Origin of the sequence: Nocardia sp. NPDC003269 (genome assembly GCF_042888005.1) — a bacterium.
Classification (GTDB): Bacteria; Actinomycetota; Actinomycetes; order Mycobacteriales; family Mycobacteriaceae; genus Nocardia.
This window is the reverse complement of sequence record NZ_JBIAPA010000002.1, coordinates 201,078-226,833: the sequence shown is the minus strand read 5'-3', so window position 1 is coordinate 226,833 and position 25,756 is coordinate 201,078. Positions and strand designations below refer to the sequence as shown.

23 protein-coding genes are annotated in these 25,756 nt (G+C 71.3%); 9 read left to right on the top strand and 14 right to left on the bottom strand.

The window, feature by feature from the left end; genetic code table 11:
* Positions 1 to 44 precede the first annotated feature (44 nt).
* Positions 45 to 1,598, top strand: coding sequence for a sensor histidine kinase (locus ACFYWJ_RS11725; RefSeq protein WP_355276178.1), 1,554 nt, complete (start codon positions 45 to 47; stop codon positions 1,596 to 1,598).
* Positions 1,595 to 2,293 (top strand): response regulator, encoded by a 699-nt coding sequence (locus tag ACFYWJ_RS11720; RefSeq protein ID WP_316575908.1) that lies wholly within the window; start codon positions 1,595 to 1,597, stop codon positions 2,291 to 2,293. Before ACFYWJ_RS11725 ends, ACFYWJ_RS11720 begins: the two co-directional genes overlap by 4 nt.
* An 83-nt stretch (positions 2,294 to 2,376) precedes the next feature.
* Here the strand turns inward: ACFYWJ_RS11720 and ACFYWJ_RS11715 are convergent, their stop codons facing one another.
* The 3 genes from ACFYWJ_RS11715 to ACFYWJ_RS11705 all read right to left on the bottom strand — a co-directional run bounded on the left by ACFYWJ_RS11715 (position 2,377) and on the right by ACFYWJ_RS11705 (position 5,959).
* The gene (locus tag ACFYWJ_RS11715) at positions 2,377 to 3,705 is read right to left on the bottom strand and encodes a cytochrome P450 (RefSeq protein ID WP_355276179.1); all 1,329 of its coding nucleotides are present in this window, start codon (positions 3,703 to 3,705) and stop codon (positions 2,377 to 2,379) included.
* A gap of 115 nt (positions 3,706 to 3,820) precedes the next feature.
* Positions 3,821 to 4,537 (bottom strand): TIGR03089 family protein, encoded by a 717-nt coding sequence (locus ACFYWJ_RS11710; RefSeq protein WP_355276181.1) that lies wholly within the window; start codon positions 4,535 to 4,537, stop codon positions 3,821 to 3,823.
* A 3-nt stretch (positions 4,538 to 4,540) separates the two neighbouring features.
* The gene (locus tag ACFYWJ_RS11705) at positions 4,541 to 5,959 is read right to left on the bottom strand and encodes an LCP family protein (RefSeq protein ID WP_355276551.1); all 1,419 of its coding nucleotides are present in this window, start codon (positions 5,957 to 5,959) and stop codon (positions 4,541 to 4,543) included.
* A 225-nt stretch (positions 5,960 to 6,184) separates the two neighbouring features.
* Here ACFYWJ_RS11705 and rfbD point away from each other — a divergent pair, with 225 nt between their 5' ends.
* From rfbD to ACFYWJ_RS11680, 5 genes are all read left to right on the top strand, one after another.
* Positions 6,185 to 7,042: a dTDP-4-dehydrorhamnose reductase gene (gene rfbD, locus ACFYWJ_RS11700; protein ID WP_355276183.1), complete on the top strand. Its 858-nt coding sequence runs from the start codon at positions 6,185 to 6,187 to the stop codon at positions 7,040 to 7,042.
* Positions 7,043 to 7,053: 11 nt separating this feature from the next.
* A complete protein-coding gene (locus ACFYWJ_RS11695) occupies positions 7,054 to 7,950 on the top strand; it encodes a glycosyltransferase family 2 protein (RefSeq protein ID WP_355276184.1) in 897 nt (298 codons plus the stop codon).
* Positions 7,951 to 7,984: 34 nt separating this feature from the next.
* Complete coding sequence (locus tag ACFYWJ_RS11690; protein ID WP_355276186.1) at positions 7,985 to 9,064, top strand: NDP-sugar synthase; 1,080 nt, start codon at positions 7,985 to 7,987, stop codon at positions 9,062 to 9,064.
* A 112-nt stretch (positions 9,065 to 9,176) separates the two neighbouring features.
* Positions 9,177 to 9,959, top strand: coding sequence for an FHA domain-containing protein (locus ACFYWJ_RS11685; protein WP_355276188.1), 783 nt, complete (start codon positions 9,177 to 9,179; stop codon positions 9,957 to 9,959).
* 12 nt (positions 9,960 to 9,971) lie between these two features.
* Entirely contained in the window at positions 9,972 to 10,328 is a 357-nt protein-coding gene (locus ACFYWJ_RS11680; protein ID WP_355276189.1) for a hypothetical protein, read from the top strand.
* Here the strand turns inward: ACFYWJ_RS11680 and ACFYWJ_RS11675 are convergent.
* The 7 genes from ACFYWJ_RS11675 to ACFYWJ_RS11645 all read right to left on the bottom strand — a co-directional run bounded on the left by ACFYWJ_RS11675 (position 10,325) and on the right by ACFYWJ_RS11645 (position 21,151).
* Positions 10,325 to 11,902 carry a carboxylesterase/lipase family protein gene (locus tag ACFYWJ_RS11675; RefSeq protein WP_355276190.1) on the bottom strand — a complete coding sequence of 526 codons (1,578 nt, stop codon included), beginning with the start codon at positions 11,900 to 11,902 and terminating at the stop codon, positions 10,325 to 10,327. The genes ACFYWJ_RS11680 and ACFYWJ_RS11675 overlap by 4 nt on opposite strands.
* A gap of 295 nt (positions 11,903 to 12,197) precedes the next feature.
* The gene (locus ACFYWJ_RS11670) at positions 12,198 to 15,923 is read right to left on the bottom strand and encodes an ABC transporter ATP-binding protein (RefSeq protein ID WP_355276192.1); all 3,726 of its coding nucleotides are present in this window, start codon (positions 15,921 to 15,923) and stop codon (positions 12,198 to 12,200) included.
* Positions 15,920 to 17,266, bottom strand: a complete 1,347-nt coding sequence (locus ACFYWJ_RS11665) for an LLM class flavin-dependent oxidoreductase (protein ID WP_355276194.1) — start codon at positions 17,264 to 17,266, stop codon at positions 15,920 to 15,922. Before ACFYWJ_RS11665 ends, ACFYWJ_RS11670 begins: the two co-directional genes overlap by 4 nt.
* A gap of 11 nt (positions 17,267 to 17,277) precedes the next feature.
* The gene (locus tag ACFYWJ_RS11660) at positions 17,278 to 18,012 is read right to left on the bottom strand and encodes an ABC transporter ATP-binding protein (protein ID WP_355276196.1); all 735 of its coding nucleotides are present in this window, start codon (positions 18,010 to 18,012) and stop codon (positions 17,278 to 17,280) included.
* On the bottom strand, positions 17,988 to 18,839 hold the full coding sequence (locus ACFYWJ_RS11655) for an ABC transporter permease (RefSeq protein WP_355276198.1): 852 nt from the start codon (positions 18,837 to 18,839) through the stop codon (positions 17,988 to 17,990). Before ACFYWJ_RS11655 ends, ACFYWJ_RS11660 begins: the two co-directional genes overlap by 25 nt.
* Positions 18,836 to 19,879, bottom strand: a complete 1,044-nt coding sequence (locus ACFYWJ_RS11650) for an ABC transporter substrate-binding protein (protein ID WP_355276200.1) — start codon at positions 19,877 to 19,879, stop codon at positions 18,836 to 18,838. The genes ACFYWJ_RS11655 and ACFYWJ_RS11650 overlap by 4 nt, the downstream gene beginning before the upstream one ends.
* 138 nt (positions 19,880 to 20,017) lie before the next feature.
* On the bottom strand, positions 20,018 to 21,151 hold the full coding sequence (locus ACFYWJ_RS11645; RefSeq protein ID WP_355276202.1) for an ROK family protein: 1,134 nt from the start codon (positions 21,149 to 21,151) through the stop codon (positions 20,018 to 20,020).
* Between the two features lie 104 nt (positions 21,152 to 21,255).
* Between ACFYWJ_RS11645 and ACFYWJ_RS11640 the strand changes: the two genes are divergently transcribed.
* A complete protein-coding gene (locus ACFYWJ_RS11640; protein ID WP_355276204.1) occupies positions 21,256 to 21,477 on the top strand; it encodes a zinc ribbon domain-containing protein in 222 nt (73 codons plus the stop codon).
* A gap of 77 nt (positions 21,478 to 21,554) precedes the next feature.
* A complete protein-coding gene (locus ACFYWJ_RS11635; RefSeq protein WP_355276205.1) occupies positions 21,555 to 21,896 on the top strand; it encodes a DoxX family protein in 342 nt (113 codons plus the stop codon).
* Position 21,897: 1 nt separating this feature from the next.
* Here ACFYWJ_RS11635 and ACFYWJ_RS11630 read toward each other — a convergent pair whose 3' ends face one another.
* The 4 genes from ACFYWJ_RS11630 to ACFYWJ_RS11615 all read right to left on the bottom strand — a co-directional run bounded on the left by ACFYWJ_RS11630 (position 21,898) and on the right by ACFYWJ_RS11615 (position 25,585).
* Positions 21,898 to 22,173, bottom strand: coding sequence for a SelT/SelW/SelH family protein (locus tag ACFYWJ_RS11630; RefSeq protein ID WP_355276207.1), 276 nt, complete (start codon positions 22,171 to 22,173; stop codon positions 21,898 to 21,900).
* 25 nt (positions 22,174 to 22,198) lie between these two features.
* The gene (locus tag ACFYWJ_RS11625) at positions 22,199 to 22,597 is read right to left on the bottom strand and encodes a YchJ family protein (protein ID WP_355276208.1); all 399 of its coding nucleotides are present in this window, start codon (positions 22,595 to 22,597) and stop codon (positions 22,199 to 22,201) included.
* Positions 22,598 to 22,632: 35 nt separating this feature from the next.
* The gene (locus ACFYWJ_RS11620) at positions 22,633 to 23,007 is read right to left on the bottom strand and encodes a hypothetical protein (protein WP_357343349.1); all 375 of its coding nucleotides are present in this window, start codon (positions 23,005 to 23,007) and stop codon (positions 22,633 to 22,635) included.
* 115 nt (positions 23,008 to 23,122) lie between these two features.
* The gene (locus tag ACFYWJ_RS11615) at positions 23,123 to 25,585 is read right to left on the bottom strand and encodes an AAA family ATPase (RefSeq protein WP_355276212.1); all 2,463 of its coding nucleotides are present in this window, start codon (positions 25,583 to 25,585) and stop codon (positions 23,123 to 23,125) included.
* Between the last annotated feature and the right edge of the window lie 171 nt (positions 25,586 to 25,756).

Sequence of the window (25,756 nt, the reverse complement as noted above, 5' to 3'; positions counted from 1 at the left end):
ATCACATTTGGTGCATAACGTTCAAGACGAGGTCGGAGGGCAAGATGCGACGAGTGCGGCTGTCGCTCGCCGGGCAGGCCTTCGTCTGGCAGCTGGTGGTGCTGGCCCTGATGATCGGGACCGGGACCATCCTGGCGGTCTTCGACGCCCGCCACGACCACGACGTGGCCACCGAACTGCAGGTCCGCGACGTGGCGGTGACCGTGGCGCGCGCACCGTCGACGCTGGCCGCGGTCAACTCGCCCTACCCCAGCGGACTGCTGCAACCCACCACCGAGCGCATCCGCGTCGACACCGGCATGGACTTCATCGTGGTGATGGCGCCGGATCGCACCCGCTACACCCACACCAATCCCGACATGATCGGCAAACCGTTCACCGGCAGCATCGACGCGGCCCTGGCCGGGCAGACGCTCACCGAGACATTCACCGGTTCGCTCGGACCGTCGATCCGCGCGGTCACCCCGGTCTACGACAGCGGCCGGGTGGTCGCGCTGGTCTCGGCCGGGGTCACCAGGGCCAGGATCGGCACCCAGGTGGCCTCGCAGGTGCCGGTGATCCTCGGCGTCTCCGCGGCCGGGCTCGCGCTGGCCGCGTGCTCGTCGTTCCTGATCAGCCGCAGGCTGCGCCGCCAGACCCACGGCCTGGCCCCCGACGAGCTGCGCGCGCTCTACGAGCACCACGACGCGGTGCTGCACTCGGTGCACGAGGGCCTGGTGGTGTTCGGGACCGCGCCGGGGCCCGCCGAGGTGGTCAACGATCAGGCGCGCACCCTGCTCGACCTGCCCGACGGCCCGGTGCACCGCACCGACCTGCCGACCTCGCTACAGCAGATGCGCTGGGGCGTGGTGCGCGACGAGACGCACGTGACCACCGACCGGGTGCTGCTGGTCAACCAGGACGTGGTCAGCTGGGAGGGCCGCCCGATCGGCACCGTGCTGACCATCCGCGATCAGACCGAACTGCGCGCGGTGCTCGGCGAGCTCGACTCGGTGCGCGGGTTCGCCGAGTCGCTGCGGGCGCAGGCGCACGAGGCGGCCAACAAGCTGCACACCGTCGTCACCATGGTCGAGCTGGGCCGCCCGGAGGAGGCCGTCGCCTTCGCCACCGCGGAGCTGCGGCTCTCGCAGGTCCTGATCGACCGGCTGCTGTCCGCCGTCGGGGACGCGGCACTGGCCGCGCTGCTGCTGGGCAAGGTCGACCAGGCCGCCGAGCACGGGGTGAGCCTGGCGATCAGCGAGGACACCGCGCTGGACTCCACCGATCCGCTCTCGGCGCAGGAGACGGTGACGCTGGTCGGCAACCTGGTCGACAACGCGATCGACGCCGCGGCGGGCACCGTCGACAAGCGGGTCGAGGTGTCGGTGTTCCACTGCGACGGCGAGCTGGTGGTCCGGGTCGCCGACAGCGGACCCGGCATGTCGGCGCAGATGTTCTCGCGGGCCGCCGAACGCGGCTACACCACCAAGACCGACCACGCCGGACTCGGCCTGGCACTCGTGCACCGCCTCGTCGATCGGCACGGCGGCGCCATCACCACCACGGCCGCACCACACAGCGCGGTCAACGTTCGCATTCCGCTGAGGGAGAAGACATGATCCGGGTCCTGATCGTCGAGGACGAGCCGTTGATCGCCCAGGCCCACCGGGCCTATCTCGAGCGGCTCGACGGGTTCGTCACCGGCGGCGTCGCGCACACCGGTCGCGACGCGCTCACGCTGGCCGCCGAGGCGATCGCGGACGGCAATCCGTTCCACCTGGTGCTGATGGACATCGGCCTGCCCGACATCAGCGGACTCGAGGTGGCCGCCGCGCTCAACGGTCTCGAACCGCGGCCGGACGTCATCGCGATCACCTCCGCCCGCGAGCTGACCATGGTGCGCAATGCCGTGGCGCACGGCGTGGTGCTGTATCTGCTCAAGCCGTTCACCTTCGCCGCGTTCCGCGAGAAGCTGGAGCGCTACCGCGATTTCGACACCGCGCTCCCCGCGGGCGAAGCCGCCCTGTCGCAGTACGACATCGACCGCGCTCTCGGCGCCCTGCGCACCGCGGACCAGCGTGCGGGCGCGCCGAAGGGCGTGGTGCAGCACACGCTCGAGGAGGTCTCGCGGGCCGTGCGCTCGGCCGAGTCCGGTATCACCGCGACCGATGCCGCCGCGGCCGTCGGCGTCTCCCGCATCACCGCGTGGCGCTACCTGGAGAAGCTCGCCGACGACGGATTGGCCGAGCGCCGAGCCGATTACGGCCGCGCCGGCCGCCCCAAGACCCGCTACCGCTGGCGCGCCGGCGCGTAGGCCGGGCACGTTCACCCGGTCGGGTGTCGACGGCCGACGGAGCTCGAGCACCTGCCCGCCGCGGTCACCCGGCCCGCACCCGATCAAGACAGGTGCGCGGCGCCTGCCAGATCGTCGGGTGCCGGCGTCCGCGCGACCGGACCGAGGTCGACCGGCATGTGCTCGAAACCGTGCAGGGTGAACAGGTTTCGCCGCACCGGCGCCTCGCGCAGCCGCAGGTTCGGGTAGCGGGTGTAGAGCGCGCGCAACGCGTGCACGGCTTCCATCCGGGCCAGGCTGGCGCCGAGGCAGGCGTGGATGCCGCTGCTGAAGGCGACGTGTTCGCGCAGGTTGGGGCGGTCGATGTCGAAGCGGTGGGGGTCGGCGAAGACGGCGGGATCGCGGTTGGCACCCGCCAGCGACAGGATGACCGTGTGGCCCTCCCGCACCGTGACGCCGTCGATCTCGACGTCCTCGAGCGCCTGGCGCGCGGTGGTCTGCACCGGCGGGTCGAAGCGCAGGGTCTCCTCCACCACGTCGGACCAGCGGTCGGGATCGGCCTGGGCGAGCGCGAGCTGATCGGGGTTGGCCGACAGCGCCGCGATGGCGTTGCCGATCAGGTTGACGGTGGTCTCGAAACCGGCGCCCATCAGCAGGCTCGCGCCCGCCTGGAGTTCGCGCAGGTCCAGGTCGCCGGAGCGGACCAGGGTCGAGAGGATGTCCTCGCCGGGGTCGCGGCGCAGCTGGGCGATGTGGGCGGCCAGGTAGTCGTCCATCGATTCGATCGCGAGCATCGCGCCCCGGTAGGTGCGCCACGAGGTGCCGATGTCGAGCAGCGGCGTCACCCGGTCGCCCCAGCGCAGGAACAGGTCGCGGTCGGCGGCGGGGAAGCCGAGCATGTCGGCAATGATCGCGATCGGCACCCTGGCGGCGAAATCGGTGATCAGGTCGACCGATCCGTGCGCGGGCATCGCGTCGAGCAGTTCGGCGGTGACCACCTCCACCCGATCCCGCAGCCGGGCGATGGCGCGCGGGGTGAACGCCGAGGCCACCGGCTTGCGCATCCTGGTGTGCTCGGGCGGATCGAGGACCAGCATCGACGGCGGCTCGACCGGGTTGGGCGGCAACGTGACCAGCGCGGCCAGCTTGCGCCACGGTCCCGGCAGATCGCCGCCGAGTGCCTGCCGCACGCCGAATCGGGTGTCGCGCAGGATGGCCCGCACCTGGCCGTGGTCGAAGGCCGCGTAGGACAGCGGGGTCCGCAGCAGTCCGCCGGGCGCGCGCAGTTCGTCGATCAGCGGGTAGGGGTCGTGCAGGCCGCGCTGTCCACTGAGCAGGATGGCGAACGGGTCACCCTTGCGCACCTGCCAGCGCAGGACCGCCCGTGGCGCTCCGTGCTCGGCCGACCATCGCAACCAGTACTGCGCGTTCATCGCCACCCCTGCCGCTCTGCCGAATGGATGCCTCCACCGTACGGCTACCGGCACGCCGGCGGAACGTGTTCCAGTCGGAGATCGACCTATACCTGGGTAGGAGACGCGGCCCGGGTCAGCGCCGGACGGTGACCCGCTCGGTGGTGGCCCGATGCTCCACGGCGGCCGGATCGGGATTGACGACCTGGACCAGGGAGGCACCGGCGTACAGCACCGCGATGTAGCCGTCGATCAGCTCGGTCACGGTCTCCCACGGCGCGCTCGACAGCACCCGGTCACCGGCGGAGATTCCCTGGAGCGCCGCCGACTTCCTGGCCTCGGCGAGTACCTCGCCCACCGACAGTCCGTCGAGCGCGGCCCGGAAGCCACCGGGCAGGAACTGGTCGCCGTGCACGCGCACCGCGGTCGCGAAATCGGTGACGCCGACCGGGACATCGCGCACCGGGGTGCCCATCGCGTCCAGCGACAGCACCGCCACCTCGTCGACGCCGTCGGCGTCGTCGTCGAGCCGGTCGGGGGTGACCAGCGCTAGGTCGGCGTCGGGATCGGGGGTGAGCACCACCTCGGTGCCCGCCCACCAGCAGCCGAGCAGCACGGCCGCGGTCTGCCAGTGCGCGGGCAGCAGCACGGCGACCCTGGCGCCGGGACTGAGCGCGAACTCGTCGCGCAGCAGATTGGCGGTCTTGGCTGCCCAGTTGGCCAGCGTCAGGCCCGACAGCTCGATGCGGGCGCCGGTGGCGTCGTCGTACCAGGTGACGCGCGGACCGGCCGGGTCGCGTTCGAGAATCGGGTCGAGGAGGACGTCGGTGAGGGTCGAGTTCGGCTCACGCATGGGTCAGTTCACGCATTTCGGTCCGTTCTGGCCTGCGTCGATCGGCGGGGCTGGCGGTACTGGCGTCGCGGTCGCCGAGGATGTTCCGTCGAAATCGAACATGCCTGCCGCGGCCGAGCCCGGACCAGAATAGTCGCTCGCCAGCACCACGCTCACGGTATCCGCCGACAGTGACGGATCCGCGACCACGGTGAGACCGCCCAGTGCCTCGGCCACCGCCGCGGCCTTCGGATCCCCGGTGTCCGCGGCGAGCACCCGGCTCGAACTCACGCTGCCTCCGGAGTAATTGCCCACCAGGCCCTCGCGGAAACCCTTGCCGGTCAACGCGCTCGACACCTTGGCGGCCAGCCCGGCCTTGCCGCCCGCGTTGAAAACGCTCACCGTCACCGTCGACGGGTCGAGCTTCGGCGCGTCGCCGCCGCCCTTCTTCTCCTCGCCGACGAGCCCGGCGACGTAGTCCTGCACCGCCTTCGGCTCGACCCGGACCACCGATTCGCCCGCCGAGGTCATGCTGTTGAGGTCGGCGACGGGGATGGTCTCGAATTCCACCTTGCCGCCGGACAGGTCCTTGAGCTGCTGCAGGAAGGCCAGCACGTCCCAGTCCTCGTCGAGCACCACCGTGCGCCCGACCGCCTCGCTGATCTCGCCGAGCTTGCCCGGATTCGCCAGGATCTTGGCATTGAGCAGCTGGCCGACCAGTTGGGCCATGAACACCTGCTGCCGCACGATGCGATCGATGTCACCGCGCGGCAGCCCGTGCCGCTGGCGCACGAAGCTCAGCGCCTGCTGCCCGTCGAGGCGCTGCTGTCCGGCCGGGAAGTCCGCGCCCGACATCCATTCGTCCACCGCGTTGTTCAGGCACACCTCGACCCCGCCGACGGCATCGGTGAGCAGCACGAAGCCGAGCAGACTGACCTCGGCGTAATGGTCGACAGTGATGCCGGTGAGCGAGGCCACCGACTTGATCAGCGCCTGCCTGCCCGACTTGGTCGACTCGCGTTCGGCGTCGGCCTCGGAGCTGCCCTTGGCCAGCAGCTTGGCGCGTTCGGCCTCCTTGGTGGAGCCGTAGGCGGAGTTGATCTTGGCTTTGCCCTGGCCGGGCACGTCGACGTAGGAGTCGCGCGGGATCGAGATCGCGGTGGCCGAGCGGCCGTCGTTGGGCACCCGGACCAGCACGATGGTGTCGGTATTGGTGCCCACCTCGTCGCCCGCGTGCAGCATCGCGCGTTCGGCCGAGGTCAGCGGGTTGCCGTGCGCGTCGGTGCGGCTGTCGACGCCGACGAGCAGGATGTCGACCGCGCCGTCACGGCCGCCGCCGAGCCCGAGGCCACCGATGCGATCGATATTGGCGATCAGGTTGTCGACACTGCGCCACGCGAATCCGGTGAGGGCGAGCACCAGCACCGCCGCGATCGCCACCATCACCTGCACCGGACCGGCACCGGTCTGGGTGGCGACCGTGGGTGGTCGTGTCGACTCTCGCACTCGTGATCCTCTCGACGAACTCCGCGCTCGGCTCCGAATCCCCGGCAAACCCCACCATCTCGTGTGCCTGGGCTCGTCCACCGAAACCGGCCATCACAGGCTAACCAACAGTTACCACAGTCACGCCGAACCGCAGGTGTTCCGGCGTGCCAGACTGGCCGCGTGAACCCCGATTTCCCCGTCCCCTCCCGGCTGATCGTAACCGGAGCGCGTGGCCTGCTGGGGCGAGAGATCCTGCGGCTCGCGCCCGCGGCGTCGGGCTACGGCAGGGCCGAGCTCGATATCACCGATCGCACGGCCGTCGACGCCGTCCTGAGCCCGGGCGCGGTGGTGCTCAACTGCGCCGCCTACACCGCGGTCGACGCCGCCGAATCCGATCGCGACGCCGCCTTCGCCGCCAATGCCACCGGCCCCGCCGTGCTGGCCGCCGCCTGTGCGGCGGCGGGAGCCCGGCTGATCCACGTGTCCACCGACTACGTCTTCCCCGGCACCGCGAGCACGCCCTACGAACCGGACGACCGCACCGGACCGGCGACGGTCTACGGCCAGTCGAAACTGGCGGGCGAGCGGGCGGTGCTGGAGCTGAGCCCCGACGCGCAGGTCGTGCGCACCGCCTGGGTGTACTCCGGTGTCGAGGGGGATTTCGTCGCGACCATGCGCAGGCTGGAACGCGAACGCGAGACCGTCACCGTGGTCGACGACCAGCTCGGCTCCCCCACCAGCGCCGCCGATCTCGCGGCCGCGCTGCTCGAGCTGAGCACCCGGCCCGCCGCGCCGCGGGTGCTGCACGCCACCAATTCCGGCACCGCCACCTGGTTCGATCTGGCCGTCGCCGTCTTCACCGAGGTCGGGGCGGATCCGGCGCGGGTGCTGCCGTGCGATTCGAGCGCCTTTCCCAGACCCGCACCGCGACCGTCCTATTCGGTGCTGTCCCCCGCGGCGTGGGACGCGGCCGGTCTCACCCCGTTGCGGCCTTGGCGTTCCGCACTAGCCGACGCACTCCGGCGTCTGTCCGACTAGGCTGCCCAGTCGTGAACGCAGCCGATTCCGCGGCCCCTGCGGGCCTTGCCGTCGTCACGGTGACTTATTCACCGGGCGAGCACCTCGAGCACTTCATCACCACCCTGGCCGACGCCACCAGCGAGAAGCCGCAGGTGATCCTGGCCGACAACGGCTCGACCGACGGCGTGCCCGAGCTCGTCGCCGAGGCCAACTCGCACGTGCGGCTGCTGCGGACCGGCGGCAACATCGGCTACGGCGGCGCCATCAACCGGGCCGTCGCCGAGATCGACCCGTCGATCGAGTTCGTGATCCTGGCCAACCCGGACATCCGGTGGGGCGTCGATTCCATCGACAAGATGCTCGCGGCCGCCCAGCGCTGGCCACGGGCCGGCGCGTTCGGGCCGATGGTCCGTGAGCCCGACGGCAGCGTCTACCCGTCCGCGCGCCGGGTCCCCGGCCTCGCCGACGGCGCGGGCCACGCCATCCTGGGCACGATCTGGCCGAAGAACCCCTGGTCGGTGCGCTACCGGCAGGAGAACGAGGAGATCTCCGAGCGGGTGGTCGGCTGGCTGTCCGGCTCCTGCCTGCTGGTGCGCCGGGCCGCCTTCGACACCATCGACGGCTTCGACTCGCGCTACTTCATGTACATGGAGGACGTCGACTTCGGTGACCGCATGGGCAAGGCGGGCTGGCACAATGTGTTCGTCCCCGACGCCGAGGTGACCCACGCCAAGGGCCACGCCGCGGGCAAGCATCCCGAACTGATGCTGCCCGCCCACCACGCCAGCGCCTACCGCTTCCAGGCCGACCGGCATCCGCACTGGTGGCAGGCGCCGTTGCGGGGCGCACTGCGCGCCGGACTTGCGGTTCGCTCCCGGATTGCGGTTCGATCGGCGCTGCGCGAGAAAGCGCGCACCGGCGCCTGACAGGGGCGCCGTCACTGTGAACAGGGGAAACTCGATGGCAGGCAACTCAGGCACCGACGCGGTCATCCTCGTCGGCGGACAGGGCACGCGGCTGCGTCCGCTCACCCTCTCGGCGCCCAAGCCGATGCTGCCGACGGCCGGGCTGCCGTTCCTGACCCACCTGCTGGCCCGCATCGCCGAGGCCGGGATCACCCACGTGGTGCTGGGTACCTCGTTCAAGGCCGAGGTGTTCGAAGAGCACTTCGGTGACGGCTCCGAACTGGGGCTCGAGCTCGAGTACGTCACCGAGACCGAGCCGCTCGGCACCGGCGGCGGTATCCGCAACGTGCTGCCCAAGCTGCGCGCGGACAACGTCATGGTGTTCAACGGCGACGTCCTGGGCGGCACCGATCTGGGCGCGATCCTCGACACCCACGAGTCGACCAACGCCGACGTCACCCTGCACCTGGTCCGGGTCAGCGACCCGCGCGCCTTCGGCTGCGTGCCGACCGACGCCGACGGCCGGGTCACCGCGTTCCTGGAGAAGACCCAGGATCCGCCGACCGACCAGATCAACGCGGGCTGCTACGTGTTCCGCCGCGAGTACATCGAGAAGATCCCGACCGGTCGCCCGGTCTCGGTCGAGCGCGAGGTCTTCCCCGCGCTGCTGGCCGAGGGCGCGCGGGTGCAGGGCCACGTCGACGCCTCCTACTGGCGCGACATGGGCACCCCGGAGGACTTCGTGCGCGGCTCGGCCGACCTGGTCCGCGGCATCGCCCCCTCGCCCGCGCTGCCGGGTCAGCGGGGTGAGTCGCTGGTGCATCCCGGTGCGGGTGTCGCGCCGGGCGCGCTGCTCATCGGCGGTACCGTGGTCGGCCGCGGCGCCGAGATCGGCGCCGGTGCCCGCCTGGACGGCGCGGTCATCTTCGACGGCGCGATCGTCGAAGCGGGCGCGACCGTCGAACGCTCCATCGTCGGCTTCGGCGCCCGGATCGGTCCGCGCGCGCTGGTCCGCGACGGTGTGATCGGCGACGGCGCCAATATCGGCGCCCGCTGTGAACTGCTGCGCGGTGCCAGGGTGTGGCCGGGTGTGGAGATCCCCGACGGCGGCATCCGCTTCTCCACCGACGTCTGAACGATCGCGCGAAGGGCCGCTACCGAACATCCGGTAGCGGCCCTTCGTCGTCCGAAAACAGGTAGTGAAGTACGCGGGCGTGGCGGTTCTCGACCCTGCGAACATTCGCGGTATGGAGAGGCTCGTCATCCTCCACCCGCAGGAACTGGCGGGTACTGTTCTGCCGCTCACCGCTGGTCGGCAGCTGATCGGCCGTGGCGCGCGGGCGGACCTGCGCCTCGACGACCGCTATCTCAGCGCCGCGCACGCGGCCATCGATCTCACCGCCGGTCGCGCCACCGTGGAAGACCTCGGTTCCGCCAACGGCACCAGGGTCGACGGTGAGCTGATCGCGGGTCTGCGCCCGCTGCGCGACGGCGACATCCTCACCTTCGGCAATGTCGACGCGCGCTTCGAGCAGGGGCCGCCCACCGTGACGATGCCGGGTTCGGCCGTGCGCAGGCCACCGCCGGACCCGGTCACCTTCACGGTGGAGCGGCAGACCGGGCACCAGATCAACAATGTCGGGCGCGATCAGATCAACAGCTATATCGAGCAGCGGGAGAGTTTCCTGCGCGCGGTCGCGGCATCCAGGACCAAGGCGCGCTGGGTGTTCTGGATCGGCATGTTCATGCTGGTCGGCGGCGGCATCGGCTACGGGTATTTCCTGATCGACGGGATCAGCGAGCTGAACGCCACGTTCGGCGACGCGAGCGCGGGGCCGCCCGACGGGATGCTGTTCTTCGGCCCCGATACCAGCCTCGGCATGCCCGCCGGGCTGATCTGCTTCGCGGTGGCCTTCGTCGGTCAGTTCCTGCTGATCATCGGCCTGATCATGTGGATCGTCGCGGCCGCCCGCGTCCGCAAGGTCGACCGGGACCCACGGCACGCGTGGAACTCACCGTTCGTCAGATAAGGGGAAAATCTCGTGGTCTTCAATATCGGCTCGCAGCAGGGCAACATCAACAACGTCGCCGGCGACCAAACCATCCACGGCGGTCAGCACGGCACCTTCACCGCCACCCAGACCGTCGACTTCGCCGTCGAACTCGAGGCCACCCTGCGCCGGCTCGGCATGGACCGCGCCGCCGACGACGCGGCCGCGGTCCAGCGCGAACTCGCCCGGCCACAGCCCGACCGCGAACAGATCTCCGCGCGGCTGACCCGGATCGCCCAGGCCGCCACGGTGGTCGCGGGCGCGGCGACCGCCGTGGCCGGCCCGCTCACCGCCCTCGCGCACTGGCTGGGCGCGCTCGGCGCGCCGATCCTGGGACTGCTCGCCTAGCTGAAGCCGACCGCCTGGTCGCCCCAGGCGGTGTGCAGGTCGGCGTCGGGGTTGTCGACGACGCGGTCGATGGTGTCGATGAGCAGGGTGGTGCGGGCCGACGGGCGGTAGTGGGGCCAGTGCTTGGAACCGTCGATGGCCGCGGGGACACCGTGTTCGGCGAAGGCCAGCCAGCGGCGCTGCATCCGGCCCGAGACCGCGACCGAGGCCTTGCGGCCGCCGAGCCAGAAGGTCGGGTCGTGGTTCAGCGTGCCGAAATTGCCGAAGGCATACGGCAATTCGGTGGCGTGCCCGGCACCGACCCGGGCCGCCTTCAGCATCGGGGTCGCGTAGTCGAAGCGGTACATCCAGGTCGGCGAGTGCTGGGCGTGGCCCTCGGCGACCCAGGCGGCGGGCATCCGGAAGGCCGCGTCGGTCGACATGGCCAGCGCCCCACGGGTTTTCGTCAGATCCGGGTAGGCGGAGGTGATCTCGGCGATCCGCTCCGGCGACATCTCCGGATGCGAGGCCGCGACATCGCGCAGCATCGCGTTCACCGCGTCGGGTGTCACCGGCATGATCGGCGAGCGCAGCACCCGGAACAGCGAGGCCTCGTCCCGGTTGGTCCCGATCAGCAGCGGCACCCGATGCGAACGCCCCTGCTGGAAGAGGTCGATCGGGTAGCCGGGCAACAGATCACCGTCGACGACGGGCGCCGCCGCGAGCCTGCCCGGTTCGTTGATCGGCACCTCGTCGAGCAGCACCGCGCCCACCTCGACGAGCCGCTCGATCGGCAGGTCCAACAGCCGATCCGTCTCGCCGGGGCCGAGTTCGAGCAGTTCCAGGTAGCGCTGCGCGACGACGGCGGCGCGTTCCTGCCCGAAGACCGTGGTGGCGGGCGGACTCTGGGCGATCGCCTTGTGGAACAGCCCGGCCGCCGCCGGCGAGGTGAGCAGCGCCGTGACGCAGCCCGCGCCCGAGGACTCACCGAAGACCGTGACATTGTCCGGGTCGCCGCCGAACGCGGCGATGTTGTCGCGCACCCAGGCCAGCGCCGCCAGCTGATCGCGTAGGCCGAGGTTCGGGGTGAACGGCGTGCCGAACGAGGACAGGTCGAGGAAGCCGAGCACGCCGATCCGGTAGTTCACCGACACGACGACCACGTCACCGGCCTCGGCCAGTTTGCGCCCGTCGTAGATGGTCTGCGCCGCGGTGCCGAGGCAGTAGGCGCCGCCGTGCAGCCACACCATCACCGGTCGCGGCGCGTCGTCGCTCGGCTCGGGGCGCGGCGACCAGACGTTGACCCAGAGACAGTCCTCGCCCATCGCCAGATCGGAGTCGACGGGCACCATCGCGCCCATCGCCTGCGGGGCGATGTCACCGAAGACGACGCAATCGCGCACGCCGTCCCAGGCGCGCGGCGGCCGCGGCGGCGAGAAGCGGTCGGGTCCGGCCGGTGCGGCGGCGTAGGGGACGCTGCGCCAGACCGCGATCGGCCCGTCCCAGGCGCCGCTGACCGTTCCGTACTCCGTGCGAGCCAGCGGTTCGGCCTCGTGCGTCCGCACGTCGGGGCCGAGATCGGACTGAATGCTCATCGCACACCTCCTAGCCGGCGCGACCCGACGGGTGCCTGTGTATTTGCTCCCGCAGGCCGCAGCACCTGGTGACTCCTTACGAGAGTACGTGCGTCCGCCCCGGTCAGCCTCCCAACGCACCATTCCGACAGGTAACAGTTACCCCGCGGAACACGCCGAATCCGCTTCTCAGCGGGCCGCCCGGCGGTCACGATGTGGATTCGGCCACGTCCGCCGCCCGCTCCGGCCCCGGCGAGAGCGATATCGGCCTCCGCCCGGAGATCCCCGTCCGGGCAGCGGCCGATACCACGTCCGGTTAGCTGGAAATGCGCTGCGCTTCGTCGCCGACATAGGCGGCCCACAGCCGCCGGTAGGGACCGTCGGCGGCGAGCAACTCGGCATGGGTGCCGACCTCCACCAGCTTCCCCCCGCCGACCACCGCGATCAGATCGGCGTCGGCGGCGGTCGCGAGCCGGTGCGCGACGACGATCGTGGTGCGGCCCGCCGTCAGCACGTCCACCGCGGCGCGCACCCGCGCCTCGGTGGCCAGATCCAGCGAGGCGGTCGCCTCGTCCAGGATCAGGATGTCCGGGTCGATCAGCTGGGCCCTGGCCAGCGCGAGCAGCTGACGCTGGCCCGCCGACAGGCTGCGGCCGTGCGCGCCGATGGACTGGTGGTAGCCGTGGTCGAGCGCCGCGATCATCTCGTGCGCGCCGACCGCCCGTGCGGCCCACTCGATCTCGGCCGGTGCCGCCCCCGGATTGCCGTAGGCGATGGCCTCGCGCACGGTGTCACCGAACAGGAACGGCTCCTGCGGCACCACGCCGAGCCGCTTGCGATAGTCGCGCAGCCGGAACCGCCGGATGTCCACGCCGTCGACGAGGACCGCGCCGCCGGTCGGGTCGTAGAACCGGGCGAGCAGCTTGACCAGCGTCGACTTCCCCGCGCCGGTCTCCCCGACCAGCGCGACCTTCTGGCCCGGCGCGATCCGCAGGTCGAGCCCGTCGAGCACGGTGCGCTCGCGCGCGGCGTAGCCGAAGCTCACCGCGCGCAGCTCGATCGCGCCGTCGAGCCGGGTGACCGGGAGCGGGTCCTCGGCCTCGGGGGTGTCCACCGGGGTGCGCAGCAGGTCGCCGATGCGGTCGACGCCGACCACCGCCTGCTGGTAGCTGTCGAACACCTGCGACAGCTGCTGGATCGGGGCGAACAGCAGCTCGATGTAGAGCAGGAACGCGATCAGCGTGCCCGCGGTGAGCAGGTCGTCGCGCACCTGGTGCACCCCGACCGCGAGCACCGCGGCGGTGGCGATCACCGACATGAGCTCGATACACGGGAAGAACACCGCCATCAGCACCTGCGAGCGCAACCGGGCGTCGCGGTAGGCCCACGAGCGCCGCTCGAACTCGGCCTGGTTCACCGCTTCCCGGCGGAACGCCTGGGTGACGGTGATGTTGTCGACGTTCTCCTGCAGGTAGGCGTTGACCGCGCTGACCCGCTCCCTGGCCAGGTTGTAGGCGGGCACCGAGGCGCGCCGGAAGGCCACCGTGGCGACCGCCAGGATCGGCAGCAGCGCCAGCACCACCAGGGCCAGTCCGGCGTCGATCACCAGCAGCGCCGCGACCACACCCGCGATGGTGACGGTGCTGGTGAGCGCGGTGGCCAGGCCGGTCTGCAGGAACGCCGACAGGCCGTCCACGTCGGTGGTCATCCTGGTCATGATCCGGCCGCCGAGCTCGCGCTCGTAGTACTGCAGTCCGAGGCGTTGCAGGTGGGCGAAGGTCTTCAGGCGCAGCCCGTAGAGCAGCCGCTCGCCCACCCGCCCGGTGACCCGCACCTGGGCGACACTGATCCCCCAGTCCACCACCACGACGACGATCGCCAGCGCGGCGGCGCCGAGCACCACGTCGCGGGCCCCGGCCAGCACGCCGTGGTCGATGCCGTAGCGCACCAGGAACGGGATGAGCACCTGGGCCAGGGCGTCGAGCCCGACCAGGCCGAGCCCGGCCAGCAGCGGCCAGGTGAACGGCCGCAGCAGCCGGGGCAGCGAGAACGCGGTGTCGGGGGTGTGCGAGAAGGACCGGTCGACCTCCGGTTCGCCCGAGACCGGCGGCAGCTGGTGCAGCAGGGCGACGACGTCACCGGTCGGCGGCGCGCTCGCCATCATCCCGCCGCCCGGCCCGCCCGGACCCGCGGGCGCCCCCGCCGACCGGCGCGCGAACGCCTTGGCCAGGTGTTCCATCGTGCGGTCGTCGTCCTCGTCGACCTCGGGGGCCACCCACAGTTCCGCGGTGGCCTCGCGCGGGGTGTCGCGGTGCGGGTCGGCGCCGATGCCGACGACCTCGGGCGGGGTGAACAGGGCGCGGAACAGTTCGCCGGAGTGCTGGAGTTCGCGCAGCGTCCCGAGCTCGGCGACGTGGCCGCCGTCGAGCACGGCCACCCGGTCCGCCAGCGCGAGCGTCGAGAGCCGGTGGGCGACGACGATCGTCGTGCGCTGCCGCAGCTCCGCGCCGATGCGCTGGTAGATCAGCTCCTCCACCTGGGCGTCGATGGCCGAGGTGGCGTCGTCGAGCACGAGGACGGGAGCGTCGGTGAGCAGGGCGCGGGCGAGCGCGATGCGCTGGCGCTGGCCGCCCGAGAGTCGTTGACCGCGTTCGCCGATGGTGGTCTCGATGCCCTGCGGCAGCGCGGCGACGAACTCGTCGGCGGCGGCGAGGTACAGGGCGTGCCGGACCTGGTCGTCGCTCGCCGCCGGCCTGCCGTAGGCGACATTGGCCCGGATGGTGTCGGCCATCAGGTGCGTGTCCTCGAAGACCATCGCCACCCGCGCCCGCGGATCGGGCAGCGCGCGCAGATCGACACCGTCGAACAGGACGGCGCCCGCGTCGGGTTCGAGCAGCGCGGGCAACAGCGACACCAGGATCGATTTGCCGCTGCCCGCCCCGCCCGCGATGGCGACGGTCTCGCCGGAGCCGATCGTCAGGTCCAGACCGTCGAGGATCGGGGTGTCCCCGAAACCGAAACGGACCGAACGGAACTCGACGCCCGGCGGCGGCCCGGCGACCACCGTCGCGGTGCCGGGAGCGGGCACCTCGGACCCCGGCGCCTCGATCACCTCGCGCACCCGGTCCAGCGAGGCCTTGCCCTGCTGACTCACCGTGAGCAGCATCGAGAACTGGCGCACCGGGCCGACGAACGCGCTCAGATAGGTCATGAACGCGAGAAACGTGCCGAGCGTGATGGCCTGGCGCAGCGCGAGCAACCCACCGACGACCAGGATCAGCGCCTGTCCGGCGGCGGGCACCGCCTGCACGACCGGGGTGAACCGGCTGGTGATCCGGGCGACCCGCAACCGCGACCGGTACAGATCGCGCGCGCTGTCACCGAGCTGGTCGAGCTCGTGCCGCTCCTGACCGAAGCCCTTGACCACCCGCACCCCGGCCACCGCGGCCTCCACCCGCATCGCCACCTCGGCGGCGCGGGCCTGGGCGTCCCAGTTGGCCGGGAAGAGCTGGCGCTGGCTGCGCCGGGTGACGATCCACAGCCCCGGCAGCACGAGCAGCGCGATCACGGTGAGCGCGGGCGACATCACCGTCATCAGGACCAGCACCGCGACCAGCAGCGCGACATTGCCCGCGATCATCGGGATGAGCTGGAGGAACATCTGGATCAGCGTCACGTCGGTGATCGCCCGGCTCACCACCTGCCCGGTGCGCAGCTGCGCCTGCTCGCGCCCGTTCAGCCGCAGCAGCGCGGCGAACAGGTCGCGGCGCAGGTCGTGCTGCACCCCGAGCGACAGTTCCGAGGAGGCGACCCGGCGCGCGTAGGACGAACCGAACCGGGCCGCCCCCAGCACCAGCAGCACCGCGACCCACGGCGCCACCGAGGCCGCCGTGGCGCTGAGCGTGTCGACCACATGCCGCACGACCAGCGGCAGCGCCGCGGTGAGCAGCGCCGCCGCCAGCGCGCCGGTGTAGCTGACGATCACCAGCCGCCGGTGCTCGAGACAGCGACCGACCAGGTAGCGGATCCAGTCCGTCCTCATCGGGCGGCCACGAGCGCGTCCGCCTGCTGGTCGAATCGGTTGGCGGGCCGGGCAAGGCCGTAGTGACCACGCAGGGTGGTCTCGGTGTACTCGGTGCGGAACAGGCCGCGCTCCTGCAGGATCGGGACCACCTCGTCGACGAAGCGCTCCAGCCCCGACGGGAGCACGGCGGGCATGATGTTGAACCCGTCGGCCGCGCCCTGGCGAAACCAGTCCTCGATCGCGTCGGCCACCTGCACGGCGGTGCCCGCGAAGGTGCGGTGCCCGCGGCCGCCGCCGAGGCGGGCGATCAGCTCGCGCAGCGTGAGCCGTTCGCGCCGAGCCAGATTCACGATCAGGGTGAAGCGGCTCTTGGAGCCCTGGATGTCGTCCTCGGTGGGCAGGTCATCGGGCAGTTCGCTGTCCAGGTCGAGCTGGTCGATGGGCAGCTTGAAGTGCGCGGCGAGCTGCTTGCGCGCGTACTCGGGCGAGATCAGCCGGGCCAGTTCGTCATCGAGTGCCCTGGCCTGCTCCTCGGTGTCGCCGATGATCGGGACGATGCCGGGCAGGATCTTGATGGTCTCCGGATCGCGGCCCGCGGCGACGGTGCGTGCCTTGAGATCGGCGTAGAAGGCCTTGGCGTCGTCGAGGGTCTGCTGCGCGGTGAACACGGCCTCGGCGTAGCGGGCGGCGAACTCCTTGCCGTCCTCCGACGAACCCGCCTGCACCAGCAGCGGATACGCCTGCGGCGAGCGCGGCACGTTGAGCGGGCCGTCGACCCGGAAGAACTCGCCGTGGTGCAGGATCTTGCGCACCTTGGACGCGTCGGTGTGGATGCCGAGTTCCTTGTCGGCCAGCACGGCGTCGTCGTCCCAGCTGTCCCACAGCTTCGTCGCGACGTCGACGAATTCGGCGGCCTTGTCGTAGCGCAGCTTGTGGTCGGGGGTGTCGTCGAGACCGAAGTTGCGGGCCGCGTCGGCGCCCGCGGTGGTGACGATGTTCCAGCCCGCCCTGCCCTTGCTCGCCCAGTCCACCGAGGCGAACCGGCGGGCCAGGTTGTAGGGGTCGTTGTAGCTGGTCGAGGCGGTGGCGATGAGCCCGATCCGGCTGGTCTGCACGGCCACGGCGGTCAGGATGACGGTCGGCTCCAGCTTGCCGCTCGGCCTGCGCCCCGGATCGCCCATCAGGACCGGGCTGTCGGCGAAGAAGATCGAGTCGAGCTTGCCGCGCTCGGCGGTCTTGGCCAGCCGGACGTAGTAGTCGATGTCGGTGTGCGCGTGCGGATCGCTCTCGGGCAGCCGCCAGGCCGCCTCGTGATGGCCGACCGACATCAGGAAGGCGTTGAGGTGCAGTTGTTTCGACATGGGAAGACCTTTCAGACCGCGACGGGCGCGACGCCGAGTGCGGCGAGCAGGGTGCGGCGGATGTGCTGGAATGCGGGCAGGCTGGGATCGCGCTCGGCGGGCAGCTCGACCGGGATGTCCACGGTGAGGCGGCCGTCGTCGAGCACGATCACCCGATCGGCCAGGGCGACGGCTTCGTCGACGTCGTGGGTGACCAGCAGGACGGTGGGCCGGTGTCTGCGGATGAGATCGCGCAGCAGGGCGTGCATCTTGATCCGGGTGAGCGCGTCGAGCGCGCCGAAGGGTTCGTCGGCGAGCAGCAGGTCGGGCTCGCCGACCAGGGAGCGGGCCAGCGAGACCCGTTGCTGCTCCCCGCCGGACAGCTCGCCGGGCCAGGCGTTCTCCCGCCCGGCCAGGCCGACCTCGGCGAGCACCTTGACCCCGGCCTCCCGGCGCGACCTGGGCTGTCCGTAGAGGACGTTGGGCAGCACCCGCTGCCACGGCAGCAGACGCGAATCCTGGAACACCACCGAGGTTTTCGCCGGCACCCGCAGCGAGCCCGTGCCCGCCACGTCGTAGTCGAGTCCGGCCAGCGCGCGCAGCAGCGTGCTCTTGCCCGAACCGCTGCGCCCGAGCAGGGCGACAAACTGGCCCGCCGGAATGGTCAGGTCGATCTCGTCGAGCACGGTGCGCTCGCCGAAACGGCGGGTCAGCGCGCGCACGGTGACCCCGGCGGCCGCGCTCACCCCGCGATCGTGCGTCGCCATGACAGCACCTTTCGCTCGAGCACCCGGATCGCCGAATCCGAGAGCAGGCCGAAGGCGCCGTACACCGCGAGGCCGACCAGGATCACGTCGGCCTGCCCGTAGTTCTGCGCGTTGGACATCATCTTGCCGAGACCGTCGGTGGCATTGACGGATTCGACGACGATCAGCGCCAGCCAGGCACCGGTCACCGACAGCCGCAGGCCGAGGAAGAAGCCGGGCAGCGAGCCGGGAATCACCACGCGCCGGATGAACGTCGCCCGCGACACCCCCTGCACCTCCGACAGTTCCACCAGTTTCTGATCGATCGTGGTGAGCGAGGCGTGGGTCTGGATGTACATGGTGACGATCACGCCGAGGGTGATCAGCACGATCTTGAACTCCTCGCCGATGCCCAGCCACAGGATCATCAGCGGGATCAGGCCCAGCGTCGGGATCGCCCGCTTGAGCTGCACCGGTCCGTCGACCAGCGACTCACCGAGCCGTGAGAGCCCGGAGACCAGCGCCAGCACGGTCCCGACGGCGACACCGATGACCAGGCCGAGCACCGCGCGCTGCAACGAGACACCCAGGTGCGACAGCAGCGGACCGTCGACGAGCAGTTCCCAGCCGGTCCGCAGCACCGTCCACGGAGCCGCCAGTTTGCGCTGGTCGAGCAGCCCCGACCAGGCGCCCGCCGTCCAGGCGGCCAGCAGCAGGACCACGCCGAGCAGACGCGCGGCCGGAATCGCCTTGCGCAGACCCAGCCTGCGCAACGCCCTGCGGTCGACGAAGCCGTCCTCGCGCGGCGCGGCGACGGGGACGGCCGCGCGGGTCAGTGCGATGGTCATTGCGCCCCCTTGGTGCGATACGGACCGGGGACGGCACCGGCGGCCAGCTTCTCGAAGCGCCGGTCGAACAGGTCGGCGGCCGCGAACGGCTTCCCGAAGTAGCCGCCCCCGGTGACCAGGTCGATGGTCTGCTGCTCCCAGGCGATCGCCGCGTCCCAATTCTCCGGGAAATACGGCTTTTCGACGGTCGAGAGAATGCGACGGCCGTCGGCCTCGGTGACCGACTGGTCCTTCACGTAGTAGGCGTCGATCCATTCTTCGGGATGTTCCCAGGCCCACACTTCGCCGCGCGCCCAGAATTTCACGAATTCGGCGATCGCGGCGGCCTTGCTGTCGTCCCGCAGAATGCTGGTCGGCGCCCACAGCACGCTCAGCGCGTCGACGGCGGGCGTGGCCACCGCCCTGGCGCCTTCCGACGCGTACTTGTCGAGGTACTTGGTCAGCGTCGGCTCGCCCAGCGGGGCGACGTCGATCTGCTTGCCCTGCAACGCCGTGAGGAACTGGGGTCCGTTGATCTCCACCAGTTGCACCTCGTCGGTACGGATACCCGCCGCCGCGAGGGTGCGCAGCACGACAACGCCCTGCGCCTGACCGGGAGAGAAGGCGATCTTCTTGCCGCGCAGGTCGTTCAGGCCGGTGATCGCGGTGCCGGGCGCGGTGGCCAGCTTGTACAGCGGCGTCTCCCTGACCTTGACGCCGACGATCTTGGCGTCGAGCCCGGTGGCGTGCGCGTGGATCGGCGGAATCCCGGCATTGGTGGCCAGGTCCAGCGAACCGCCGCGGAAGGCCTGGATGACATCGGGTCCCGCCGAGACCGCGGGCCAGGACGACACCGTGAACGGCAGCTTGCCGAGTTCACCGGAGGCGGTCAGCGCCACCTTGGTGGTGTTGGCGGAGACGGTCAGCGCCACCCCGGGCGGCACCGTGGTCGGCAGCGCGGCGGTCAGCGCGGCCCCGTCGCCGTCGTCGGTGGCGCACGACACCGCCAGCAGCGACGCGGCGGCGGCGAGCAGTGCTATTCGTCGAATATTCTTACGCAAGATGATTTCCCGGATCGAATCGAAGTAATGTCGGCGAGCGAATTCGATGCGCGACAACACTGCATTTTGTTCATACGACAACTGTCGCCGCAGCCGTCCGTTCCGGTCAATATTCGACTGCCTTAAAATAACCACGAATCAAACCGCGTCGGCGACCACCGAGGTCAGCGGTTCACGGAACAATTCGTGGAGCACGACGCCGGCCGCCGACATCACCAGAACCTGTCCGGTGAAAGCGGATTCGCACACCACCTCCGCCGGGTCGGCACCGAGGAGCGAGTGGGCGCGCACCGCGTCGTCGTAGGCTTCGCGGACCCCGGGCACCGTGCCGAGGCCCCGGTCGACCAGCACCAGCGCTTCGGGATCGAGCAGATCGATGAGCGCGGCCGCCACTTCGCCCATCGCCGTTGCCCGTTCGAGGAAGTACGCCCGTTCCGGCCCGCCCGCCGCGGCGGCCGCCACCAGCTCGGCCATGCTGTCGACCCGCCCGGCGCGCACCGCCCTGGCCAGCAGGGCGTGGTCGCTGAAATCGTCGAGGGCGAACGCGGATCCGGCGGTCGCGCCGAGTAATCGGGCGATCGAACCGGCCCCGGAGTGCGGGCCGTAGTGCACCCGGCCGTGCACCGCGATCGCCGCGTCGATGACATTGCCGACGAACAGCACGACCGAACTCGTCGTGCCGCGCAGGTGCCCGTAGAGCTGCTCGACGTGCGCCAGCGCCCTGGTGTGGCTGTCCACGCTGGTCGGCAAACCCGTTCGCGCGGCCAGGTATTCGCGCACCGGCACATCCCGCCAGCGCAGGTAGGAGTGGTCGACGACCGAACCGGTGGTGGTGTCGACCCGGCCGCCGACGGCCACCCCGAGGCCACGGACCCGCAGGCCGTCGGGCAGGCCCGCCGCGACGGCGCGCACCCGGTCGATCGCGGTGTCGAGGATGTCGTAGGGCGCGTGTGTCCGGTGCGGCACCTGCTCGCTCGACAGCACGGTCCCGGCGATGTCGACCACGGCGACGGTGATCTGCGCGGCCGCGATATGCAGCGCCAGCACCACGTTCCCGGCGGCGTGGAGCGCGATCGGGCTGTGCGGCCGACCGACCCCGGCCGGTCCCGCCGTCTCGGGCAGCTCGACCAGGAGCCCCGCCGCGAGCAGGGCCTTGCTCTGCCAGGTCACCGTCGCGGGCGACACCCCGGCCCGCCGCGCCACGACGCTGCGCGGCGCGGGCCCCAGTTCGAGCACCGCCCGCAACACTGCCCCCGCGCTGCTGTTCGTCATGTGCCACCTCGCCGTCACCGCTGACCGATGAGGCTACGGAGCCACCCGTGCCGGGCGAAGGCTTCGGCGCACGGTGATCGCAAGGGCCCGCCTACACTGTGCCGATGCCGAACTACAGCTTCCGGTGCCGCTCCTGCGGCGACACGTTCGAGGTGAACCGGCCGATGGCGCAGGCCGCGGACCCGGCCGCCTGCCCGGCGGGCCACGACGACACGGTCAAACTGCTCACCACCTTCGGCACCGTCGGCCGCGGGTCCGCCCCCGCGCCGGTGGCCGCGCCGCGCCCCGCCGGTGGCGGGTGCTGTGGTGGCGGCGGTTGCTGCTGACCCGCGGAGCCGTCCGCTGATCGCCGCGGGTTCGTAGAATCGAGGGTGACCGATCCCCTCGCGGAAGAAGACGCGTCATGACCGTCGCGCGTATCGCGGTCGCCCTGGTGCTGGCCGCTCTGCTCGTCTACTCCGCCCGCGCGAAACTGTCCGGCAGGCCCGAGGTCGTCGAGGCCTACGCCAGGGTCGGCGTCGAACGCCGACGGCTGCCGATCCTCGCGGCCGTGCTGCTGGCCGCCGCGCTCGGGCTGATCGTCGGCCTCTGGTGGACGCCGCTGGGCCTGGCGACCGCGCTCGGGCTGGTGGCGTACTTCGCGCTGGCGCTCCTCGCGCACGCCACCCACCACGATCTGAACCATGCCGGACCGCCCGCGGTGATCTTCGGGCTCGCGATCGCGGCCGCGGTGCTGTTCGCCTGATTCAGTCGCGGCGGTCCACGTGGCCGAGGTCGCGGTCGGGATCGATGCGGTCGCGCACGCGCTGCTTGAGGACGGCGATGTCGGGGAAGCCACCGTCGGCCTTGCGCTCCCACAGCTGTTCACCGTCGAGGGTGATCCGGAAGATGCCGCCCTGACCGGGCACCAGGGCGACCTCACCGAGATCGGTGGCGAAGGTGGTCAGCAGTTCCTGGGCCATCCAGCTCGCGCGCAGCAGCCAGCGGCATTGGGTGCAGTACTCGATCGCGATCCTGGGCACGGGGCCAGTATCCACCAGGGGTGACTCAGGCGCTGAACGTGCCGTCGAGGTAGACCCATGCGCCGTCGACCCGGACGAAGGTGCTGTTCTCGTGCATCACGTCGCGGACGCCGGCCACCTTGTAGTGGGCGATGAATTCGACGGTGCCGTTGTCGTCGAACGGCCCGCCGCGCTGCGTGCCGACGATCTCCAGGAACAGCCACCGCTGCGCCGGGTCGAGCTCGAGCTCGGCGGGCCGGGTGTTCGGATGCCAGGAACGCAGCAGGTAGTCGACGTCACCGACGACATAGGCGGTGTAGCGCGAGCGCATGAGGGTCTCGGCGGTGGGCGCGGGCCGGGTGCCCGCCAGGATCGGTCCGCAGCAGTCGTCGAACGGTTCGCCGCGACGGCACGGACACGGTTTCGCTTCACCCATGCCGGTCATCCTGCCGGGTCGGGACCGGCGGCGCCCACGCGGGATCAGCCGAACGGCTGGTGCGCGAGCGGGACCAGTTCCAGCGTCCGCGCGAGGTCACCGGTCTGATCGCGCCAGCGCCGCAGGTCGGTCACGCTGGGCGCCATCTCGTAGTCGAGGTGATGGGCCGCGCGGGACAGCGCGGCCCACAGCGCGCCGACCTGGCCCGCGGTCTCCGGCCCCGCGTACACGCGCAGGGCGAGGAGCTGGGCCCGCATCGGGCAGCGCATGAGTTCGGGGGCGATCTGTGCCCACAGTTCGTCGACGGCCTGCTCGAGCGCGAGCCGCAGAATCCACGCGACCGCCCGCGACCACACCCCGCCCGCGTCGGAGACGTCGCCGGACAGCAGGTTCTCGGCAGCCTCCAGGCGCTCGGCCACCGAGGGGCGCGGGGTGTACCTGGGCCGTCGCGGCCTGCTCCGCCGGTTCACGGGCGCACCACCGCAGCACCGCCGCCCCGGCGGGACCGCGAGCGCCGACCACCTGTATCGCGGCTCATGAGCGGACCGCGGCGGGCTCGTGGGCGCGCAGCCAGGCGATGAATCGTTCGGTGTCGCTGATCAATTCCCGCATCGGCCGATCGATCGGCACATGCGCGCCCGCGGTGGCGTCGCGCAGCACGCCGACCAGCCAGCGGCCGCCGACCGCGCTCAGGTGCTTGTTGAGGTCGTCGACGCGGGCGCCGGGACCCATGATCGCCAGGGTGATCATGGCGCGGGTGGTGTGGGCGTTGCGCACCCGCCGCTCCACTTCGGCGTGATCGAGGCCGGTGGCGAGCAGTTCCTGGCGCGCCTTCGCCAGCCCCGCCGCCTCGATCGCGGAGCGGCAGCAGGTGGCGACGAGTTCGTCGGCGATGGCGGGCGGCAGCTGCGGGGTGCGCAGCAGCGAGCGAGCGTCGTCGAGGTAGCGGCGCACCGGGTCGCCGGTCACCCGCACCTCGACCACGGAACGTTCCCGGCGCTGCACCTCGAGCACGGTGGCGTCGAGCTGCATCCGGCGCACCGCCTCGGCCAGGCGCTCGTCGTGGGTGAACACCACCACCTGCCGGGTGGTCGCCACCTCGGCGAGCACCCTGGCCAGACCGTCGACCTTCGCCGGGTCCATCGCCTGCACCGGATCGTCGATCATCACGAAGCGGAACGGACTGTGCGACATCGTCGCTCGCGGCAGGAACAGCGACAGCCCGAGCGCGTGCAGCTCGCCCTGGCTCATCACGCCGAGCGCGGCGCCGTCCACCTCGTCGACGGTCACATCCAGCAGCACCCGCCGCGCGGTGCCCGCGCTGCCCTGCAACCGGATCGCGCCGAGTTCCACATTGCTCTGCTGTCGCAGCGTGCTCCACACCCACCGCGCGGTGCTCTCCAGCGGGCGCATCCGCTCGCCGCGGATCGTGGCGGTCGCCGATTTGAGCCAGTCGGCCGCCCGCTTCACCACCCGCAGCTCGCCCGCGTCGGCGGACACCGCGCGGGCGGGATCGAGCCAGGCGAGAATGCGCGGCACGAGCGGTGACCACACGGAGTCGAGGCGATCGAGCTCGGTGCTCGTATCACGTTGCAGAGCAGAGAGTTCGGCGCTCAACTCGGCGTAGGTGTCACCCAGACGCTGCGAAAACTCGTCATTGTGTTCCGCCTCGCCGAGCCCGGCCCACACCGTCCAGAGTGCATGCACCGCCGACAGTTGCCGCCTGATCAGACCCGCCCCACCGCTCGTCTGCCCGACGCTCGACGCAGTCGGCTGCGCGGCGCCGAGCTCGAGAGGTACACGCGACGTGAGCGCGCGAGCGGCGGCCAACGCGGCATCGAACTCCGCGCGGGCCGAGCGGAGTGCGGTGAGTTGCGTTTCGCGCTGGTCGATTTCGGCGTCGGCGGCGGCCAGCCAGGCGGTGTCGAGGTCGCCGCGGCCGCAGAGCGGGCAGGGGCAGGCGCCGCTCGCGGTGACGTGTTCGCGTGCGCGGGTGAGCAGTTCGAGGACGCGCAGGTCGGACTCGGCGTCGGTGGTGGCGTGGCGCGACAGCGCGGCCGAAGCGTCGGCGAGGCGATCGACAGCCGCGGCCACCTGTGCCGGGTCGGGCAGCGTGAGGCGCAGGATGGCCCGCAACCCGTCGGGTCCGTCGGGACCGAGCACCGAACCGGCGACCGCGGCGGCCACCGCGTCGAGATCGGGGTCCGGGACGCGGAGCAGGTCGGCGACGTGGCGGGCGCGCGCGTCGTCGACGTCGGCGAGTTCGGCGAGCAGATCGGTGCGGGACTGCCGCGAATCCTTGACGGCGCGCTCGAGTTCCAGCTTGCGCAGGCGGATGTGTTCGGCGGCGGCGGCCAGTTCGTCCAGGCCGAGCAGGCGGTGCAGCGCGTCGAACAGGTCGCTGGGCTTGCCGTCGACCAGGGCGCCGAGCTCGCTGTAGGACAGGAAGGGCCGGTACAGGTCCAGCCGACCGCGCCTGCTGCGCGGGTCGATGGCCACGGTCCGGTCCGTCCCTCGGCGCTCGGTCCACTGCGCCTCGCCCAGTTCGCTGCCGGGCGCCCAGTGCGTGGCGACCGTGAGCTCGGCCTCCTCGCCCGCCGTGAGCAGGTCGACCTCGATCCTGGCGAGATCGGGTTCGTGCAGGTTGCGCCAGCCTTCGCGCCACGCGGTCGAGCGGCCGTCCCAGCGCCGGTTGCCCCCGGTGAGCGCGAATTCGGCGGCCTCGGCGAAGCTGGACTTGCCGCTGCCGTTGCGCCCGACGACCAAGGTCAGCCCAGGTCCCGGGTTCAGGCGCAGCGTGGCCGTCGGCCCGATGCCGCGGAAGCCGTGCACGGTGATCGAGCGCAGGAAGACCCCGGTATCACCGGAATCGGGTGCGGCTCGATCACCGTCGGCCTCGGCGAGGGCTGCCAGCACGCACTCGGCGACCCGCCCCTCCACGGCGGGGTCGGCGGCGAGCTCGCGCGCGACCACCTCGGCGATGCGATCCGAGCACACTTCTGCGACATCCCCCTTCGCGGCCGCACGCACCGCGGCGGCCGATCTGCCCGGCCCACGTGATCCTTCCTCGGCAAACGCTACCTGATCGCGGAGCGTTCGCCCAGGGGATGCGCAGTGCCCCAGCGAATCTGCCCGCGGGAGTGGAATGGCCATCGTGGTGCCACGGCG

Bases quoted from the DNA above. Each gene is read 5' to 3' on its own strand.
- ACFYWJ_RS11625 (WP_355276208.1), bottom strand. From the start codon at position 22,597: ATGACCGGCATGGGTGAAGCGAAACCGTGTCCGTGCCGTCGCGGCGAA.
- ACFYWJ_RS11660 (WP_355276196.1), bottom strand. From the start codon at position 18,012: ATGGCGACGCACGATCGCGGGGTGAGCGCGGCCGCCGGGGTCACCGTG.
- ACFYWJ_RS11685 (WP_355276188.1), top strand. From the start codon at position 9,177: ATGGAGAGGCTCGTCATCCTCCACCCGCAGGAACTGGCGGGTACTGTT.
- ACFYWJ_RS11715 (WP_355276179.1), bottom strand. From the start codon at position 3,705: ATGAACGCGCAGTACTGGTTGCGATGGTCGGCCGAGCACGGAGCGCCA.
- ACFYWJ_RS11635 (WP_355276205.1), top strand. From the start codon at position 21,555: ATGACCGTCGCGCGTATCGCGGTCGCCCTGGTGCTGGCCGCTCTGCTC.
- ACFYWJ_RS11665 (WP_355276194.1), bottom strand. From the start codon at position 17,266: ATGTCGAAACAACTGCACCTCAACGCCTTCCTGATGTCGGTCGGCCAT.
- ACFYWJ_RS11645 (WP_355276202.1), bottom strand. From the start codon at position 21,151: ATGACGAACAGCAGCGCGGGGGCAGTGTTGCGGGCGGTGCTCGAACTG.
- ACFYWJ_RS11655 (WP_355276198.1), bottom strand. From the start codon at position 18,839: ATGACCATCGCACTGACCCGCGCGGCCGTCCCCGTCGCCGCGCCGCGC.
- ACFYWJ_RS11705 (WP_355276551.1), bottom strand. From the start codon at position 5,959: ATGGTGGCGATCGCGGCGGTGCTGGTGCTCGCCCTCACCGGATTCGCG.
- ACFYWJ_RS11640 (WP_355276204.1), top strand. From the start codon at position 21,256: ATGCCGAACTACAGCTTCCGGTGCCGCTCCTGCGGCGACACGTTCGAG.
- ACFYWJ_RS11675 (WP_355276190.1), bottom strand. From the start codon at position 11,902: ATGAGCATTCAGTCCGATCTCGGCCCCGACGTGCGGACGCACGAGGCC.
- ACFYWJ_RS11720 (WP_316575908.1), top strand. From the start codon at position 1,595: ATGATCCGGGTCCTGATCGTCGAGGACGAGCCGTTGATCGCCCAGGCC.
- ACFYWJ_RS11725 (WP_355276178.1), top strand. From the start codon at position 45: ATGCGACGAGTGCGGCTGTCGCTCGCCGGGCAGGCCTTCGTCTGGCAG.
- ACFYWJ_RS11670 (WP_355276192.1), bottom strand. From the start codon at position 15,923: ATGAGGACGGACTGGATCCGCTACCTGGTCGGTCGCTGTCTCGAGCAC.
- ACFYWJ_RS11690 (WP_355276186.1), top strand. From the start codon at position 7,985: ATGGCAGGCAACTCAGGCACCGACGCGGTCATCCTCGTCGGCGGACAG.
- ACFYWJ_RS11710 (WP_355276181.1), bottom strand. From the start codon at position 4,537: ATGCGTGAGCCGAACTCGACCCTCACCGACGTCCTCCTCGACCCGATT.